This is a genomic window from Streptosporangium sp. H16, assembly GCF_051918855.1.
GTDB lineage: Bacteria > Actinomycetota > Actinomycetes > Streptosporangiales > Streptosporangiaceae > Streptosporangium.
The window spans coordinates 229,895-245,743 of the sequence record NZ_JBPXMD010000005.1; the positions used below are offsets into that span (position 1 = coordinate 229,895).

Annotated in this window: 14 protein-coding genes; 4 read left to right on the forward strand and 10 right to left on the reverse strand. The window is 71.4% G+C overall.

Translation table 11 applies throughout. The features are described from left to right. Positions 1–8: 8 nt before the first annotated feature. Entirely contained in the window at positions 9–1,355 is a 1,347-nt protein-coding gene (locus tag ACTOQ2_RS11050) for a transcriptional regulator (protein ID WP_440099553.1), read from the reverse strand. A 198-nt stretch (positions 1,356–1,553) separates the two neighbouring features. Here ACTOQ2_RS11050 and ACTOQ2_RS11055 point away from each other — a divergent pair, with 198 nt between their 5' ends. Further along, positions 1,554–1,886: a hypothetical protein gene (locus ACTOQ2_RS11055; protein ID WP_440099555.1), complete on the forward strand. Its 333-nt coding sequence runs from the start codon at positions 1,554–1,556 to the stop codon at positions 1,884–1,886. Between the two features lie 341 nt (positions 1,887–2,227). Here ACTOQ2_RS11055 and ACTOQ2_RS11060 read toward each other — a convergent pair whose 3' ends face one another. From ACTOQ2_RS11060 to ACTOQ2_RS11080, 5 genes are all read right to left on the reverse strand, one after another. Then, positions 2,228–2,755, reverse strand: coding sequence for a PPC domain-containing DNA-binding protein (locus tag ACTOQ2_RS11060; protein WP_440099557.1), 528 nt, complete (start codon positions 2,753–2,755; stop codon positions 2,228–2,230). Between the two features lie 28 nt (positions 2,756–2,783). Beyond that, complete coding sequence (locus tag ACTOQ2_RS11065) at positions 2,784–3,839, reverse strand: asparaginase (protein ID WP_440099558.1); 1,056 nt, start codon at positions 3,837–3,839, stop codon at positions 2,784–2,786. Positions 3,840–4,004: 165 nt separating this feature from the next. Then, positions 4,005–4,787, reverse strand: a complete 783-nt coding sequence (locus ACTOQ2_RS11070) for a hypothetical protein (RefSeq protein ID WP_440099559.1) — start codon at positions 4,785–4,787, stop codon at positions 4,005–4,007. Positions 4,788–5,013: 226 nt separating this feature from the next. Further along, positions 5,014–5,607 carry a DUF4291 domain-containing protein gene (locus tag ACTOQ2_RS11075; RefSeq protein ID WP_440099560.1) on the reverse strand — a complete coding sequence of 198 codons (594 nt, stop codon included), beginning with the start codon at positions 5,605–5,607 and terminating at the stop codon, positions 5,014–5,016. A 43-nt stretch (positions 5,608–5,650) separates the two neighbouring features. Continuing rightward, a complete protein-coding gene (locus ACTOQ2_RS11080) occupies positions 5,651–6,724 on the reverse strand; it encodes an alkene reductase (RefSeq protein WP_440099561.1) in 1,074 nt (357 codons plus the stop codon). 110 nt (positions 6,725–6,834) lie between these two features. Between ACTOQ2_RS11080 and ACTOQ2_RS11085 the strand changes: the two genes are divergently transcribed. From ACTOQ2_RS11085 to ACTOQ2_RS11095, 3 genes are all read left to right on the forward strand, one after another. Then, positions 6,835–7,212 (forward strand): MerR family transcriptional regulator, encoded by a 378-nt coding sequence (locus ACTOQ2_RS11085; RefSeq protein ID WP_440099562.1) that lies wholly within the window; start codon positions 6,835–6,837, stop codon positions 7,210–7,212. A gap of 135 nt (positions 7,213–7,347) precedes the next feature. Further along, positions 7,348–10,731, forward strand: a complete 3,384-nt coding sequence (locus ACTOQ2_RS11090; protein ID WP_440099563.1) for a BTAD domain-containing putative transcriptional regulator — start codon at positions 7,348–7,350, stop codon at positions 10,729–10,731. A 78-nt stretch (positions 10,732–10,809) separates the two neighbouring features. Further along, positions 10,810–11,976: an FAD-dependent monooxygenase gene (locus tag ACTOQ2_RS11095; protein ID WP_440099564.1), complete on the forward strand. Its 1,167-nt coding sequence runs from the start codon at positions 10,810–10,812 to the stop codon at positions 11,974–11,976. A 48-nt stretch (positions 11,977–12,024) separates the two neighbouring features. Here the strand turns inward: ACTOQ2_RS11095 and ACTOQ2_RS11100 are convergent, their stop codons facing one another. The 4 genes from ACTOQ2_RS11100 to ACTOQ2_RS11115 form a co-directional block, all read right to left on the reverse strand. Further along, positions 12,025–13,881, reverse strand: coding sequence for a N,N-dimethylformamidase beta subunit family domain-containing protein (locus ACTOQ2_RS11100; protein ID WP_440099565.1), 1,857 nt, complete (start codon positions 13,879–13,881; stop codon positions 12,025–12,027). Beyond that, positions 13,878–15,332 (reverse strand): hypothetical protein, encoded by a 1,455-nt coding sequence (locus ACTOQ2_RS11105; RefSeq protein WP_440099566.1) that lies wholly within the window; start codon positions 15,330–15,332, stop codon positions 13,878–13,880. The genes ACTOQ2_RS11100 and ACTOQ2_RS11105 overlap by 4 nt, the downstream gene beginning before the upstream one ends. A gap of 25 nt (positions 15,333–15,357) precedes the next feature. Continuing rightward, positions 15,358–15,609, reverse strand: coding sequence for an acyl carrier protein (locus tag ACTOQ2_RS11110; RefSeq protein WP_440099567.1), 252 nt, complete (start codon positions 15,607–15,609; stop codon positions 15,358–15,360). Positions 15,610–15,674: 65 nt separating this feature from the next. Continuing rightward, complete coding sequence (locus tag ACTOQ2_RS11115) at positions 15,675–15,848, reverse strand: MbtH family protein (RefSeq protein WP_350972660.1); 174 nt, start codon at positions 15,846–15,848, stop codon at positions 15,675–15,677. Between the last annotated feature and the right edge of the window lies 1 nt (position 15,849).

Genomic DNA, 15,849 nt, shown 5'->3' on the forward strand with positions numbered 1-15,849 from the left:
GCACCACGCTACAAGGGCACGCGTGCCTGCTGGTGCGCCCGCGTCAGAAACTCTTCGACCACGCGGGCGTCGAAGGGACGTAGCGCGTCGGCCACCATGGCGACCCGTTCGGCGATGCGTTCGGACTCCATGCCCTGTGCGCGGTCGAGCATCGTCTCAGCGGTGGTGACGGCCCGGTCCAGGTCGCCGCGTTCGGTCAGGACAAGGGCGAGAGTCGCGAGTCGGTGGGTCTGGCCGCGTAGATGGCAGGTATCGGCGGAACGAAGCGCTTCCTCGGCATATGTCTGAGCGGCCGTGAGGTCACCAAGCCGCCGCAGGGCCTCCGCGCGCTGGCACTCCAGCAAGCCCGGCTGCACGTATCCGGTTTCGGGCGGCTCGTCGTCGTGGCGGATTCGAGCTGCGGTGGCCTCCGCGCGGCACAGGTGCGCATGACAGCTCGCTCGATCTCCTACTCGTGCGCACGCCTTGGCCTGGAGCGTGTGCAGGTCGGTGACCAGGGCTGGACTCAGGTGTCCACGCGCGCCGCGCAACGCGGTCTCGGCGTACTGGAGGACATACCGATATTTCGCCCGGGACATGGCCTGATTCGCCAGCAGGGCGACCACGTAACCGCCGAACGCCAGGTTCCCCGATGCTTTGGCCATCCGCAGGGCGTGGAACAGATAGCGCTGGGAAAGCGCCTGACGATCGGAGTCGTAGGCGCAGATGCCCGCGAGCGCGACCAGGCCACCGGCTGCCCGGAACAATTCCCGGCCTGTGCGGTCGTCGTGGCTGCCTTTCAGTAGAGGTGTCACGTTGGCGTTGAGGAAGGCCACGATGCGTGGCCGTACCGGCACCCCGCCGACCCGGCGGTACATCTGTTCGTAGCGGTTACGCGCGTCCCTGAGTATCTGGACGTCATTCATACTCACCGGGCGTGGGCCTCGGCGGGAGACGTCCAACTCGTGAGGAGGGTTCTCCCACTCGAAGACAGGCGCGACGGCGGCCGGTCCGTCGATCATCGAAGCACCTGTCAGGAAGACCTTGTTGTTGAGGTCTCCACGCCACAACGCGACCGCCTGATCGACCGCTTGCGACAAATCCGGCTCGTCTCGGCCTGTTTCGCTGCGCGGCATGCCGATGTCCGCGAGCGACAAAGGCCGACCAACCTTGCCTCCGATGATCTCGCAGATGATTTCCGGTACATCTCCTCGGGGAATCGCCCGGTCCCTGATCCATCGGGCGACGGCGGTGTGGTCATAGCGGGTCGGGCGCCGGGCGGTGGACGTGACCCTGTTGACGCGTGCGGCGAGCCCGGCGTGTGAGATTCCCGCCTCGGCAAGCAGAGAGTCGAGCAGGATGTTCGGCTCGCTCATCGCCCCGCCTTCCGTAGACTGCCGCTCTCGCTCGGAGTGTAAACAGGCTCTTGCGTTCCGGACAGGTCATCTACTCAGGGTGACTGTCACGACTGAATCGCTTTCACACGGGGTGTGAACCGGCTCCCATATCCACGGTCGATCACACGCTTATGTCCCCTCGGGCACAGGCGGTCCACTGAGTGCATGAATCCGTCGATGACCCATATGGATCTTGCCGCGCCGACTCCCGTCGACATGGCCGAGGAGCTTCGGGCCGAACTGGGGCGGCTCGGCATCAAGGCCGACGTCCATGACGGGTATGGCCTGGCACTGGTGTCGGTCTGGGTAGGCCTGGTCGTCTGGTGCAAGGACGATCGCTACTGGTGGCGTACCGGCTGGGACGCCCGTCGTCACCGGCCCGTCTACGCCTGGCATCCGGCGATGGACACTCCCCGGGCCGCTCGTCGGATCGCGTTCCGCTATGCGGAGCTGCGCGAAGCCCATCCCCCGTCCGAGCTGACGGCGGGGGTGCGTTGTGACCCTGCTTGACGAGTGCGTGAGTCCGCACGTGGCTATGGTCCAGCGGGATCACGTGCGGCTGGAGTGGCGGCGGTTACACGCGGATTCGGTGCTTGAGCGGGCTCGCTCGGTGTTGTGGACCTGTCTGTGCCGCGCCACGGTCTACGAACTGTACGAGGGCGGTGGGCGGGCCTTCATCCGGCGAACCGTCCAACTCGACCACACTCCCGAGGTCCACGACACCTTCATGTATTCGATCGGTGAAGCTCGGGCCGTCTGGACAGCGCTCCTGTCCGGAAGCGCCCGTTAGACGGCGTGGCGGCGTGGGATCTGGAGGCACCTACGCCGTCGCGCCTGCCGGAAACCATCGGCTACGGTGCAAAATCTGATTTCCTTCGTCCGCGCATCCCCGCATTCCCGTGGATCTCGGGTTGGTTCTGTTCGCCGAACGTGAGCAGCGGGACGTCGTACAGATTCGGCATCCTGGGCCGGGTCAGGGCCGGGGCGAGGATTTCCACGACGATGAGTTCTATGACGAACTGGACCGTGGCGCCGAGCAGATGACTCGTGCGGCCGTCCGCGGACTGGGCTTTCAAACCGGCGGAGACATGGATGTGGGGGGCGAGGCGGTCGCTCTCGGCGTCCCAGGCCAGTGTGCCGCCACCGAGCGCTTCGAGAGTCTCCACCTCGATCTCCTCCCACAGCGGCCTCTCCGGGTGCTTCAGCGGCTCACAGGAGCCGACCAGCCTCGCGGAATGGAAGCCGCCGACAAAAGTCGGGACGTAACCCGCACGGATGCCGTTCTCGGCACAGAACTTCTCCAGCGCGGGAAAGAACTCCTCACCGTGGTCGATCACGACGACGAAACTCCGGCCCGTGGTGATTTCGGTGGTGCGCATACGGTGCTCCAGATCTCTCGCGGACGGCTCAGCACCTGACCTCGAAGGCGTCCGCGATCACCGTAAGGTCCGCTCCGGTGCGCAGGCACGCGAGAAGGAGAAGGCGAGCCTTGTACGGGTCCAGCGTTCCGCCGTTGATGAGGCCACGTGCCAGCAGGTCGCTCTCGGATCCCCCGAACGCGTACGTGCTGGAGAGCACGCTGCCGGCACCGGTGCGGGAGGTGAGGACCACGGGGATGCGGGCCGCGAGTTCCTCCAGGCGCTCGACCCAGGTCGCCGGCACGTGCCCGGCTCCGAAGGCCGCGATCACAACGCCGTCGAGACGTTCGCCGAGTCCCTGGAGCAGGGGCCCATCGCTGCCCAGGGTCGCGTGGACCACCTCCACCCTGGCCTGCCGGGTGAACGGGAGCGCTACGGCCGGCCGACGCTGCAGCGAGAAGTGCGGGCGTGGTCGCCCTTCCACAACATGACCTATCGGGCCGGCGCCGGGCGAGGAGAACGCGGACGTGCTCGTACTGTGGATCTTACGAACGTGACGCGCGGCGTGGATCTCGTCAGCGAAGACCACCAGGGTGCCAAGGTTCCGGAAGGTCGGGCTGGCCGCGGTGCGTACGGCGGCGAGAAGATTCGCCGGGCCGTCCGCACCGGCCATCTCAGGATTGCGCATCGCACCGGTGAGCACGACGGGGGCGTCACCTCGGTAGAGAAGGTCCAGTAGGAAGGCGGTCTCCTCCAGCGTGTCGGTGCCCTGTGTGATGACGAAACCGGCTGTGCCCGTGGCGGCCTGCTTGTTGAGCCGTTCGGCCAGAGCCGCGATGTCGTCGATGGTGAGCCAGGCGCCAGGCATCTGCCGGAAGTCTTCGACCTCCAGGGCGGCCTCCCCCTTCAAGCCAGGCACCGCCGCGACGAGGTCCGCCGCGGTCAGCCGTGGAGTGACACCACCGGCCTCTCCGGAGGGAGTGGTCATGGCGATGGTGCCGCCGAGCGAAAGCACCAGAATGGCGCGGTTCGGTTCCTGGAGGTCGAGGGCCACGGAGAGCGCCTTTCGAGAGGGCAGGTCACAGTCGTCGGGATCAAGGATCAACCTTGGCTCCCTCGTCTGTCCGGAGCAGGGCCGAAGCGATCCGAGCCGAGGCCGGGCCGCCCCGGACGGCGATCTCGACGATCACGGCCTGCGTCGGCCGCCCGAAGACGTCGGCCGGCTCGCGGCGGACGTATGGGAGCGGAGCTCTTCACGAGGAATCATCGATCACCAGAAGCTGACGACGAGGTGCTTGGGTGGGGCCGTAATCCTGACAGGGGTTCCCCACCCTCGATAGATGATGTTCATCGTCATGGTCTCGACCTCATCGCCGGTGTACTTCGAGGTGAACCTCATGATGGCGTGGAAACGTCTCGGCAGGTTGTCCGGGCCCACCCAGAGTTTCCAGGTGATCGGCTCGTTCCACGACGCTCCCTCTTCCTCCTCGGTCCTGAAGTACATTCCGGCCTGTCTCTCGTCCAGGCCGGGAACCGTCACCGTGCCGCTGTGGAGGGTCGTCCTCACCCCCTCGAAGGTTCCGCCGTCGGAGCTGGTCGCACCGTGGGAGGTGACCAACTTGAGGAAGCCCGGGTTGATCCCGTTGATCAGGTCCTCTCCCCAAATGACCCCGGCGAAATTCCGCCCGGCCTCCCATTTCCCCACTGTCGACGGTGACTTCCAGACGTACTTGCCGTCCTTGGAACGCACGTAGGCCTGTGAGTAGAAGTCCCGGCCGATGCTGATTCCCCGGGACCGGCCTGTCCCCTCTGGTTCCTGGGAGATCGTCGTGGTGTCGGCGGCGTACACGCCTGAAGCTCTGAAGCGGTACGCGCCGGACGCCTTCATATCCGAGGTGGGTGGGGGTCCGCCACGTCGCTTGACGGAGAAGCGTACGCTGCTCTGCTTCGCGAACTGCTTCTTGATCGCTTTGACGACGGAGTCGAGGGACCTCGATTCGGGAGCCGCGTGTACGGCGCCGCCGGGAATCGCGACGCTCAGCAGGCCGGCCACCACCAGCGCGACGCTCATGCGTTTCATGCGCCGATCATCACGGGTGATCATCTCGATCTCGTCACGGCAGGCCCTTGCTTGATCGGCCGGATCGGGAAGAAGTCGGTGACGGTCCATCCGACTTCATGGAGGCGTGGGACACGGAGAACCGACGGAGAACCGACCTGGCCGGACCGGTCGAGTCCGGTGCGGCGGTGTGGGATCCAGGGGGCCTGCGCCGCCGCGCTTACGGACATAGGTGGGCCAGAAGCTCGTCCCCGGCGGGATAGGGACGCTCCTCGGGCAGGAGCCGGGCCGCGGTGTCCGGTTCGCCCTCGCGCAGGAGTGCGTGGATCTCGCGGACGAGCGGGGTGACGTCGGTGATGGCGACCGTCCACTCGTCCGCGTACCGGCGAGCGCCCTCACCCGAGAGGCCGAGTTGCAGGGAGCGGTAGGGCAGCGGGCGCAGGTGAAGATCGCGTTCGGGGTCCCACTGCACCCGGGCCGGCGCGTGTCTCAGTTGTCGCTTCCAGGTGGCCCGGTCGGGGTGAAGCCCATGCGCGTAGTGCGACAGGCACGCGTGGCGCAGGGCCCATTCGAACCCCTCGCGGGTGATCTCGAGGGCCAGGACGGTCTCCTGGCCCTCCTTGGTGCCCCAGCCGCAGCGGTACATCATCCACAGGAACGATGGTTTGACCCACGTCATCCGATCCCGTTTCCAGGTGGCCGGGAAGCGGCCGAGACGAGCGGCGGGGAGACCGATCTCCGGGGTGTAGGCCTGGTAGACGGTGATCGTGGACGCGCTGTGGACCGCCCGGATCCCGTGTTTCGGTTCTTCCATGGCGAACAGGATTAGCCCTGCCACATGGGAAAGCCATCCAATATCAGGCGGTGTGCTGGTACGTCGAGTAGGTCAGGTAGCCCGCGTCGCCGCCCTGGTAGTACGTCGCCTCGTCGACGGGAGCGATCGGCAGGCCGGTACGCAGCCGCTCGACCAGGTCGGGGTTGGCGAGGAACCCGCGGCCGAAGCTGATGAGGTCGGCGCCCAGCCCGAGCCAGTGGTCGGCCTCGGCCCGTCCGGTCTGCTTGGGGCCCATCGGCAGCACCGGGTTCATGACGAGGGTGCCCGGCCACGCGCGGCGCAGCCCGATCAGCACCTCTTCGTCGGTGGTGGCCTCGAGGTGGACGTAGGCCAGGTCGAGGTGGGCCAGTTCGGTCAGCAGCGCGGTGTACAGCTTCGGGATATCGGTCTCCTCCACCCCCCAGAACGTCCCGCCCGGGGAGAGGCGGATCCCGGTCCTGGCCCCGCCGACGGCCTCGACGGTCGCGGACACCGCCTCGACGGCGAACCGGATCCGGTTGGCCACCGAGCCTCCGTAGCGGTCCGTGCGCAGGTTGGCGTTCGACGAGAGGAACTGCGAGATCAGGTAGCCGTTCGCGCCGTGCAGCTCCACGCCGTCGAAGCCGGCCTCGACGGCACGGCGGGCGGCCCGGCCGTAGGACTCGGCGTGCTCGGGCACCTCGGCGGTGTCCAGGGCGCGCGGTGTCGGCGCGGGCCGGGGCCCGGACGGTGTGAACACGTCGCCGACGGCCGGGACCGCCGAGGGCCCGACCGGCTGCATACCGGTGGTGGCGGGATGGGAGACCCGTCCGCCGTGCATGAGCTGGGTGAAGATCCGCCCGCCGCTGGAGTGCACGGCGGCGGTCACCGGGCGCCACGCGGAGACCTGCTCGTCGGTGTGCAGGCCCGGCGTGCCCGGGTTGGACTGTCCGATCAGGCTCGGCTGCACGCCCTCGGAGACGATCAGCCCGGCCGTCGCGCGCTGGGCGTAGTACGTCGCCATCGACGGTGTCGCCAGCCCGCCGGCGGCGGCCCGGATTCGCGTCATCGGGGCCATCACCATCCGGTTGGGGAGCGTCAGGTCGCCGAGCCGATAGCTGTCGAAAAGGGTCGTCACGTCGTCCTCCGTGGTCGTCGATCCCGGATCTCGGGTACGGTGAGTACGCTAGAAGCTCACATCAATGTCAGAGGCAAGCCTTGTGCCGCAGATCACAGTGGGAGGACGATGTGCGCATCGGCGAACTCGCGTCACGGACCGGGGTCAGTGTCCGGTCGCTGCGCTACTACGAGGAGCAGGGGCTGCTCGCCAGCGTCCGCAGCGCCAGTGGACAGCGGCACTACACGGACGACGAGGTCGAGCGGGTCGCGTTCATCCAGCGCCTGTACACCGCCGGTCTGTCCAGCCGCACCATCGTCGAACTGCTCCCGTGCACCGAGTCGCCCAGTACGGAGAACTCCGACGCCGCCCTGGAACGGATGGTGCAGGAGCGCGACCGGCTCTCCGCGCACATCGGCGACCTCATCCGCACCCGCGACGCGCTCGACGGGCTGATGGCCATGAACCGAGCACATCGTGAGCAGCTGCGGGTGCCGCTGGCCGGCTGACCACCGCCGACGGCCCAGCGGGCGGCCGGGGGGTGTCACGGACGGGCCGCGCCCGGGTTCGTCATCGAAATCCGGCGGCCTCGTGCTGCCTGCGGCGTTCGTCCCTCATCGGAGGCGTGGGGGACAATCGGGGCCATGCGGTTCGGTGTCCTCGGTTCCCTGGAGGTGCGGTCCCCCACCGGTGAGGAGATCTCCGTGGGCGGGCCCCGGCCGCGTGCCCTGCTCGTGATGCTGCTGCTGGACGCGGGCCGGGTGGTCGGCGTGCGGCGTCTGATCGACGGCCAGTACGGTGACGATCCCCCCGCCGGTGCCGCCAACGCGGTGCAGGCCCAGGTCTCCCGGCTGCGCCGGAGCCTGCCCGCCGAGGTGATCGAGTTCCACGGGACCGGTTACCGGCTCGCGGCCGACCCCGACGACGTCGACGCCCACCGGTTCGAACGGCTGGCCCGCGAGGGGCGGCGGCTGCTGGCGGAGGGGCGCCACCCGGACGCCGCCGGTCCGCTGCGGGAGGCGCTCGCCCTGTGGCGCGGGCCCGCGCTGGCCGACCTGCCCTTCGGGCGGGCGTGGGCGGCCCGGCTGGAGGAGCTCCGGCTGACGGCGACGGAGGACCTCGCGGAGGCGGAGTCGACCCTCCCCGAGGGCGGCTCGGTGACTTCGGCGGCTTCGGTGGCGGAGCTGCAGCGGCTGGTGGCCGCGCATCCGCTGCGGGAGCGGCTGCGGGGCCGGCTGATGCTCGCCCTGCGGGCGACGGGGCGGCAGGCCGAGGCGCTGGCGGTGTTCGAGGAGGCCAGGCGGCTGCTCGCCGAGGAACTCGGCGCCGATCCCTCGCCCGAGCTCGCCGCGATCCATCTGGCCGTCCTGCGCGCCGAGCGGCCCGCGCCGCCACGGCGGGGACTCGCGGCCCAGCTCACCAGCTTCGTGGGACGCGAGCGGGAGCTGGAGCGGATCGCCGCGCTGCGCGACTCGCGGCTGATCACGATCACCGGGCCCGGCGGCACGGGCAAGACCCGGCTGGCGATCGAGACGGCCGGACGCGGGCGGCGCGAGGTGTGCTTCGTCGACCTCTCCCCGCTCGGCGGCTCCGTTTCGCTCGGCGGCTCCGCTGCGTCCGGTGGTCCCGTCTCGCCCGGCGGTTCCGGCCCGTCCGGTGGCGCCTCTGTTCCGTTCGGCGAACCCGCTCCGTCCGGTGGGCGCGTCCCGCCCGGTGGCGGTGACCAGGTGGCGCGGGCGGTGCTGGGCGCGCTCGGGCTGCGCGAGCCCGGGTTCCACGCGCCGCGCCCGGCCGACCTCGTGGAGCACCTGGTGGCGGCACTCGCCGAGCGCGAACTGCTGCTGGTTCTCGACAACTGCGAGCACGTGAACGCCGCCGTCGCCACGCTGGCCCGCAGGCTGCTGGGAGAGTGCCCCGGGCTGGCCGTCCTGGCCACCGGGCGCGAGCCCCTCGGCATCACCGGCGAGACGCTGGTGCCGCTGGCACCGCTGGAGACCCCGCCGCCGGACTCCTCGCCGCCCGCCGCCCTGGCCTCTCCTGCCGTGAAGCTGTTCGCCGACCGGGCGGCGGCCGTACGGCCGGGATTCGAGGTGCGGCAGGCCAACGTGGAGACGGTCGTCCGGATCTGCGCGGCGCTGGACGGGCTGCCGCTGGCCATCGAGCTGGCGGCCGCGCGGCTGCGCTCCTTCACCGTCGAGGAGATCGCCACGCGCCTGGCGGAGCACGGCCGGTTCCGGCTGCTGTCGCGCGGCGACCCCACGGCGGCGGCCCGCCACCGGACCCTGCGCGCGGTGGTGGAGTGGAGCTGGGACCTGCTCTCGCCCGCCGAGCAGGTGCTGGCCAGGCGGTTCTCCGTGTTCGCGGGAAGCGCGTCCCTGGAGGCGGCCGAGGCGGTCTGCGAGGTGGAGGACGCGGCCGGACTGCTGGCCGACCTGGTGGACAGGTCGCTGGTCGTGGCGGACGGCGACCGCTACCGGATGCTCGACACGATCAGGCTGTTCTGCGCGGAACGGCTGGCCGAGGCCGGCGAGGAGGATCGCCTGCGCGGCGGCCACGCCCGCCACTTCCTCGACCTGGCCCGGCGCGCCGATCCCCACCTGCGCCGGGCCGAACAGCTCCGGTGGCTGGCCAGGCTCTCCGCCGAGCACGGCAACCTGACGGCCGCGCTGCGCTGGGCCGTGCGCGAGGACACGGAGACGGGGCTGCGGCTGGTCGCCGCGCTGGCGGCGTACTGGTGGCTGGGCGGCCGGCGCGGCGACGCGGGGGAGGCGGCGGCCGAGCTGCTCGAGGCGACCGGCCGCCCCCTCCCCGGGCTGGAGGAGGAGTACGTCATGTGCGTGGCGCACGCCGTGCCGCGGGCGCTGCCCGAACACCGGGAACGGGCCGACGCGATCATGTGGTCGCGGGACCGGCCGCTGCGCCACCCCTTCGCCGCGGCCCTGTGGGGCATGTTCGCCGGGCCGCCGGAGTCGGCGCCGCCCACCGGGCCCGAGACCGACCGGCTGCTCGGTTCCGATCCGTGGAGCCTGGCCCTGGACGGGCTGAGCCGCGCCCTGCTGAAGGTGCTCGGCGGCGATCCCGCCGGGGGCGAGCGGGAGCTGGAGGAGGTGCTGGCTCGCTTCAGGTCCCTGGGGGAGCGCTGGGGGACGGCTCAGGGGCTCGACTGGCTGGCCCTGGTCGCGGGCTGGCGCGGGGAGTGGGCGCGTGCCCGCGGCCTGTGGCGGGAGGCGCTGGAGCTGCTGGAGGAGCTCGGTGCCCTTGAGGAGACCGCGGACGTGCTGGGGCACCGGGCCGAGGCGCTGGCACGCGAGGGTGACCTCGTCGCCGCCGCCGCCGACCACCGGCGCGCCGGGGAACTCGCCAGGAAGGCGGGATCGCCGGGCGTGCCCGCCGTGACGCACCTGGGGCTGGGGGAGATCGCGCGGTTCGAAGGCGACCTCGCCGAGGCCCGCCGCCGGATCGACCTGGCGCTTCGGGGTGCGGAGACCGGGGCCTTCGGCGCGGAGGCGGCGCGGGCGCGGGCGCTCACCGCGCTGGGACGGCTGGCCGAGGCCGAGGGGGATCTCGCCGGGGCCCTGCTCCACCATCGCCGGGCGCAGGCCCGCGCGCGCAGGTCGCCGCTGGCGGCGGACCTCGCCGACGCCGTCGAGGGCCGGGCGGGAGCCGCCCTGCTCGAAGGGACGGGGACGCGGGTACGCGGAGAAGGGGAGGCACGCGCCCGCGAGGGAGCGGGGACACAGGCGGCGCTGCTGCTTGGCATGGCGGTGGCACTGCGCGGGACGGCCGTGGCCGGTGACCGTGACGTCGCCCGGGTCACCGCGGGCGCCCGCGACCTCGCCGGCGCGGAGGCGTTCGCGTCGGCGTACGCCCGCGGGGCCGCGATGCGCCGCGACGAGGTGCTCACGGCGCTCGACGCGCTCGACGCGGGCGACGTGGACAGTGCGGGCGACGCGGACGGCGCGGACGGCGCGGGCGACGTGGACAGTGCGGATGACGCGGGCGAGGCGGGCGACGCGGGCGAGGCCTGACGGCGCCCGGCGCCGGGGAGGCCCGGCTGTCAGCCGATGGTCGGCGGGCTGTCAGCGTCCCCCTCGACGCTCGTGAGCATGAAGAACACCACCGTCCTCATCTCCGGTGCGAGCATCGCCGGGCCCGCACTCGCCTACTGGCTGAGCCGTTCCGGCCACGCCGTCACCGTCGTCGAGAGGGCGCCCGCGCTCCGTCCCGGCGGTCAGGCCGTCGACTTCAAGGGCGAGACCCACCGTGTCGTGCTGGAGCGGATGGGAATCCTCGACGAGGTGCGGCGGCGCCAGACCGGCGGTACCGACCAGACCATCGTCGACGCGGACGGCAGGCGGCTGGCGGTCATGCCCGGCGAGTTCACCGGCGGCGACATCGAGATCCTCCGCGGCGACCTCTCCGCCCTGCTGTACGAGAGGACCGAGGGGGAATGCGAGTACGTCTTCGGCGACTCCCTCACCTCGCTGACCGACACGGCGGGCGGCGTGCACGTCACCTTCGAGCGCGGCGCGCCGCGTACCTTCGACCTCGTGGTGGGCGCAGACGGCATCCACTCCAACGTGCGGCGGCTGGCCTTCGGCCCCGAGTCCGACTACGTGCGCTTCCTCGGCCATTACTACGCGCTGGCCGATCTCGGCGTGGATTCCGGCAACATGATGTACAACGAACCCGGCCGGATGGTGGCGATCGGCGGCCCCAAGTCTCCCGCGTTCTTCGTCTTCGCCTCCGAGCGGCTCGACTACGACCGCTACGACGTGGAGCGGCACAAGCGCATCCTGGCCGACGCCTACCGGGGCATGGGCTGGCGGGTTCCCGAGCTCGTCGCCAGGCTGCCCGAGGCGCGCGACCTCTATCTCGACTCGATCAGCCGGGTCGAGGTCGACCACTACGCCAGGGGCCGGGTGGTGCTGCTCGGCGACGCCGCCTACGGCAACACCCTGGGCGGCTTCGGCACCGGCCTGGCGATCGTGGGCGCGTACGTGCTGGCCGGGGAGCTGGCGGCGGCCGGTGGCGACCACCGGACGGCGTTCCGCGCGTACGAGGAGGCCTTCCGCAGCTACGCCAGGGTGGCCGGGCGGGGCGGCGCCGGCCCCTTTCTCGCCCCGGCGACGTGGCGAGGGATCAGGATGCGGAACTGGATCTTCAAGCGCCGGTTCCTGCTGTGGACGATGCTCAGGATGACGGACAGGTTCGCCACGGACATCAAGCTCAAGGACTATCCGGCGCTCACCGGAACCTCTACCGCGACCTGAGAGGCGGCGGCTTCGAACCGCCGCGAGGAGGCCCCCGGACGGAGCGGGTCACGGCGTGGGCGTCGCCTCCTCCGGGAAGGCCGCCTCCCGCAGGAAGCCGGCGCGCCGGAGCAGGGGCCGGTCGCGGGCGGTGCCGATCAGGGTGCCCGCGTGCCCGGTCAGCACGGTGCAGCCGCCCGCGTCGCACAGGTCGGTCCATCCGGCCGGGGTCGCCACCGGCAGCCGCGTGCGGATCCGGCCGTCCGCGTCCGCCATGTACAGCCGGCCGTTCATCGCGGCCAGCGCCACGGCCTCGGCACCGGCACCCGCCTCGACCAGGCTCCAGGCGGAGGTCTCCGGGTCGAACAGCCACAGGCCCTCCGCGGCGGCGGCGAACAGCTCGCCGTTCACCATGCCCAGGCCGACCCCGCCGCGGGGCCCGTCGGCGAGGGTGATCCAGCCGTGCTCGGGGTCGCGGTAGACGAGCCGGTCGTCGACGGTGAGACCGTACAGGCCGATCGGGTGGACGGCGGTGGCCTCCCTGGGGGTGGCCAGGGCGACCAGCGCGGGGGCGGTCCCCTCGGGGCGCCAGCGCAGGTTCTGGTCCGAGACCTCGCGGGTGAGCAGCGAGCCGCCGGAGGTGGCGCCGTACAGCAGGGAGTCGAAAACGGTCAGCGCGCCGACCTCGTCCGCGCCGCCGATGGTCTCCCACCCGCCCGTACGCACCGACAGCCGGTCCAGCACGTTGCGGGTGATCCGGTCCACCGCCGGGTCGTGCAGGGTGTTGCCCCAGTTCACGGTGGAGGCGGTGAACACCGTCCCGGCGCCGAGGCCGAAGACGCCCATGGTGGCCATGCCGCCCTGGCCGTACCGGTGCCAGTGCCGCAGGTCGGCGGTGGCCAGGATGACGAAGGACGGCGGGGTGCCGTCGCGCCCGGTGGCCACCGGCACGCCGTCCTCCTCGACGAAGTCGCAGGCGTCCGTCTCGTAGCCGATGGCGCCCTTGCCGAACGTGTCGCCCTCGCCCAGCTTGGTGCCCTCGAACACCCAGTGCTCGGGGAACCGGACGGTGTAGGACTCCTCGTGCATGAGCTGCATGTACGGCCCCCAGGTCCCGGCACCGCGCCGGAAGCTGACCCCGGTCAGGCCGTTCTCCGGGCGGTTCACCGGCGCGCTGGACCACTCGACCGTGGTGAGAGCCGGGTCCACGGCGGCCATCGGATCGGCGATCGCGTCGCGGTAGCAGACCATGGTGCGCCCGTCGTCCTCGAGCCGGAACTGCCACCAGCAGGTGTTGCCGGAGAAGACGGCCAGGTTGCCGCCCCGGCGCACGAACTCCTCGACGCTGTCGCGCATCCCCGCCGACCAGTACTCGTCGTGCCCGCTGACCATCAGCAGCCGGTAACCGGAGAGCAGCTCACGCCCCTCGTGCAGGTCCAGGGCCGAGCAGTGGTCGACGTCGTACCCGGCAGGACCCAGCCAGCGGATCATGCCCTCCTCCCAGCGCTCGGGCGGCGGCCCGCCGCCCGGCCGGTCGAAGGACACCCGCGAGGCGCGGGTCGGCTGCTCGCTCCAGTAGATGGACTCGCCGGGGATGCCCGCCCGGTTGTAGGCCTGCCAGGTCGGGAACGGGATCGACAGCAGGATCGGCGAGCGGGGACGGGCGGCCCGTATGACGAAGTAGACCTCGCTGCTCTCCTCGTCGGCGGTGAAGACCGCGCGGTAGAGCGAGCTGGGCCAGCCAGCGGAGACGTCGAGCGTCCACACCGGGCCGGTGAACTCCCCGTCGAGCACGGCCAGGTCGGTGGCCACGTCCTCGACCAGCACCGAGCCGCGCAGCGGGGCGCGGGAGGCGCGGGCGAGGTGGAAGCGGAGCGCGCCGCCCTGGACGCAGGACGTCGACTCCGCGTAGGCGTGGACCGTCAACCGACCGGCTCCAGCACCTCGCGGAACGCGGCCTCGACCAGCAGCGACTCCAGGTCGAGCAGGTAGCGTTCCATGGCGGGACGGGGAAGGTAGGCGGTGTCGGCGGTGAGCGAGACGCCCAGCCCGCCGGGCTCGCCGGTCACGTGCAGGCAGAACCGGCAGTTGAGCCGCTCCTGGCTGAGCGGCCAGGTGAGCGTCGTCTCGTCCAGGGCCCGCCGCACGCTCGGCTCGTCGGGGGAGGCGTCCACCCGGTCGGTGAAGCGCATGTCGTTGAAGCAGCAGTACGGGTGGATTCTCACGCCCCGCTCCCGGCCGGCCCGCTCGGTGAGCCGGTCCCGGTCGTCCGGGTCGTGGTAGGCGGACCGGTAGGCGCGCAGCGCGGCGGGTTTGGCCGCGCGCAGCAGCTCGGTGAAGCCGCCCTCGCGCAGGTCCAGCACGAACAGGCCCTCCTGGGAGAGCGTGGTGACCGCGTTGACGGTGCCGCCGCGGAAGCGGTTGCCCACGATCGGCAGCATCGCGCTCACGTCGTGCCCGGCCACCCTTCCGGCCAGCGTGGCCGCGGCGGCCAGCAGGACGGTCGAGGTGCTCGTGCCGCTCAGCGCGGCGATCCGCCGCACGGCCAGGTCCATCGCCCGGGAGACGAGGTGCGCCCGCCAGATCGGAGGATCGGCGGGGACGCCCGCCCGCCGGTCGAACATGGTCGGGGGGATGCGCCGGTACTCGCTCTCCCAGTGTTCCGCGGCCACCGCCGCGACCTTCAGACCCTGCTCGGAGCCCTGCCAGCGGGCCAGCTCCAGCGGGGAGGGCGGGGGCGGTCCGGGTACGGAGCCGCGCAGCAGGAGCAGCCGCAGCTCCGTGACCGCGACCTCGGCTCCGAGACCGTCGGCGGCCAGGTGGCAGAAGACGAGCACGATGTGAGTGACCTCGTCGCGGTCGACGACGAGCCCGATCCTGAGCGGCCACTCGGTCCCGTAGTCGAACGCGGTCTCCGCCAGCGTGTCCCGCAGCCGCTCGGGGTCGCCCTCCGCCACGGTGACCGGGATGGAGCCGCCGGTCGCGAGCACCTGCCACGGCTCCGCGCCGTCGCCCTCCCGGGCGCCGCCTCCGTACGGTGCCGTGCCGCTCGCCTGGACGACCTTCCCGTACGGTTCGGAGCCGCTCGTGCGGACGACCTTCCCGTACGGTTCCGTGCCGCTCGCGCGGACGGTGCTCCCGCGCGGCGCCTCGCCCAGCCTGGTGCGCAGGGACTCGTGCCGTTCCACCAGTGCGCGCAGGACCTCGGCGGCCCCCGCCACGGTGAGCGGCCTGGCCCGTCTGGGCACGGCGAGCACGCGGCCGAAGTTGAAGTAGTGGTCGTCCGGTGCCGTCTTCCGGATCGTGTCCCAGATGGCCCGCTGCCCCCAGGTCAGCGGTGCCGTCTCCGACCGGCTCCCCGAGAACCGGATGTCCATGTGCTTCCCCCGTTCGGAAATGCTTTCAGGAGTGCGCGCGCAGCGCCTCGTTGATGTGGCGTTCCAGCGCGTCGAGGTCTTCCAGCAGGTCCAACCCGTCGCCCGACAGGTCGATCTCCACCCCGAACTCGGTCTCCACCGCGTCGATCAGCCGCATCTGCGCCAGGGAGGTGACCCCCAGCGCGGACAGCGGGACCGTGGCGGCGAGTGCCTCCCTGGCCGTGACGGCTCCGTCGGAGGCCGAGGCCACCATCGCCGCCAGCCGTTCCCTAACCATTGCCAGCCCCTCTCGTACGATCTCCGGCGCCGCTCGCCGGGATCCGGATCCAGTCGCCGTGCATCTCACGCCCCTCTCGCGCTGAGCGGGCGCAGGTCGGTCCAGACGCGGTCGATGTGGGCGAGACACTCCTCCTTGGTGCCGGAGACGCCCTCCTCACGCCAGCCGTCCGGGAGGTCCCGGCCGTCCGGCCAGATCGAGTACTGCTCCTCGTGGTTGACCACGACGCGGTGACCCATC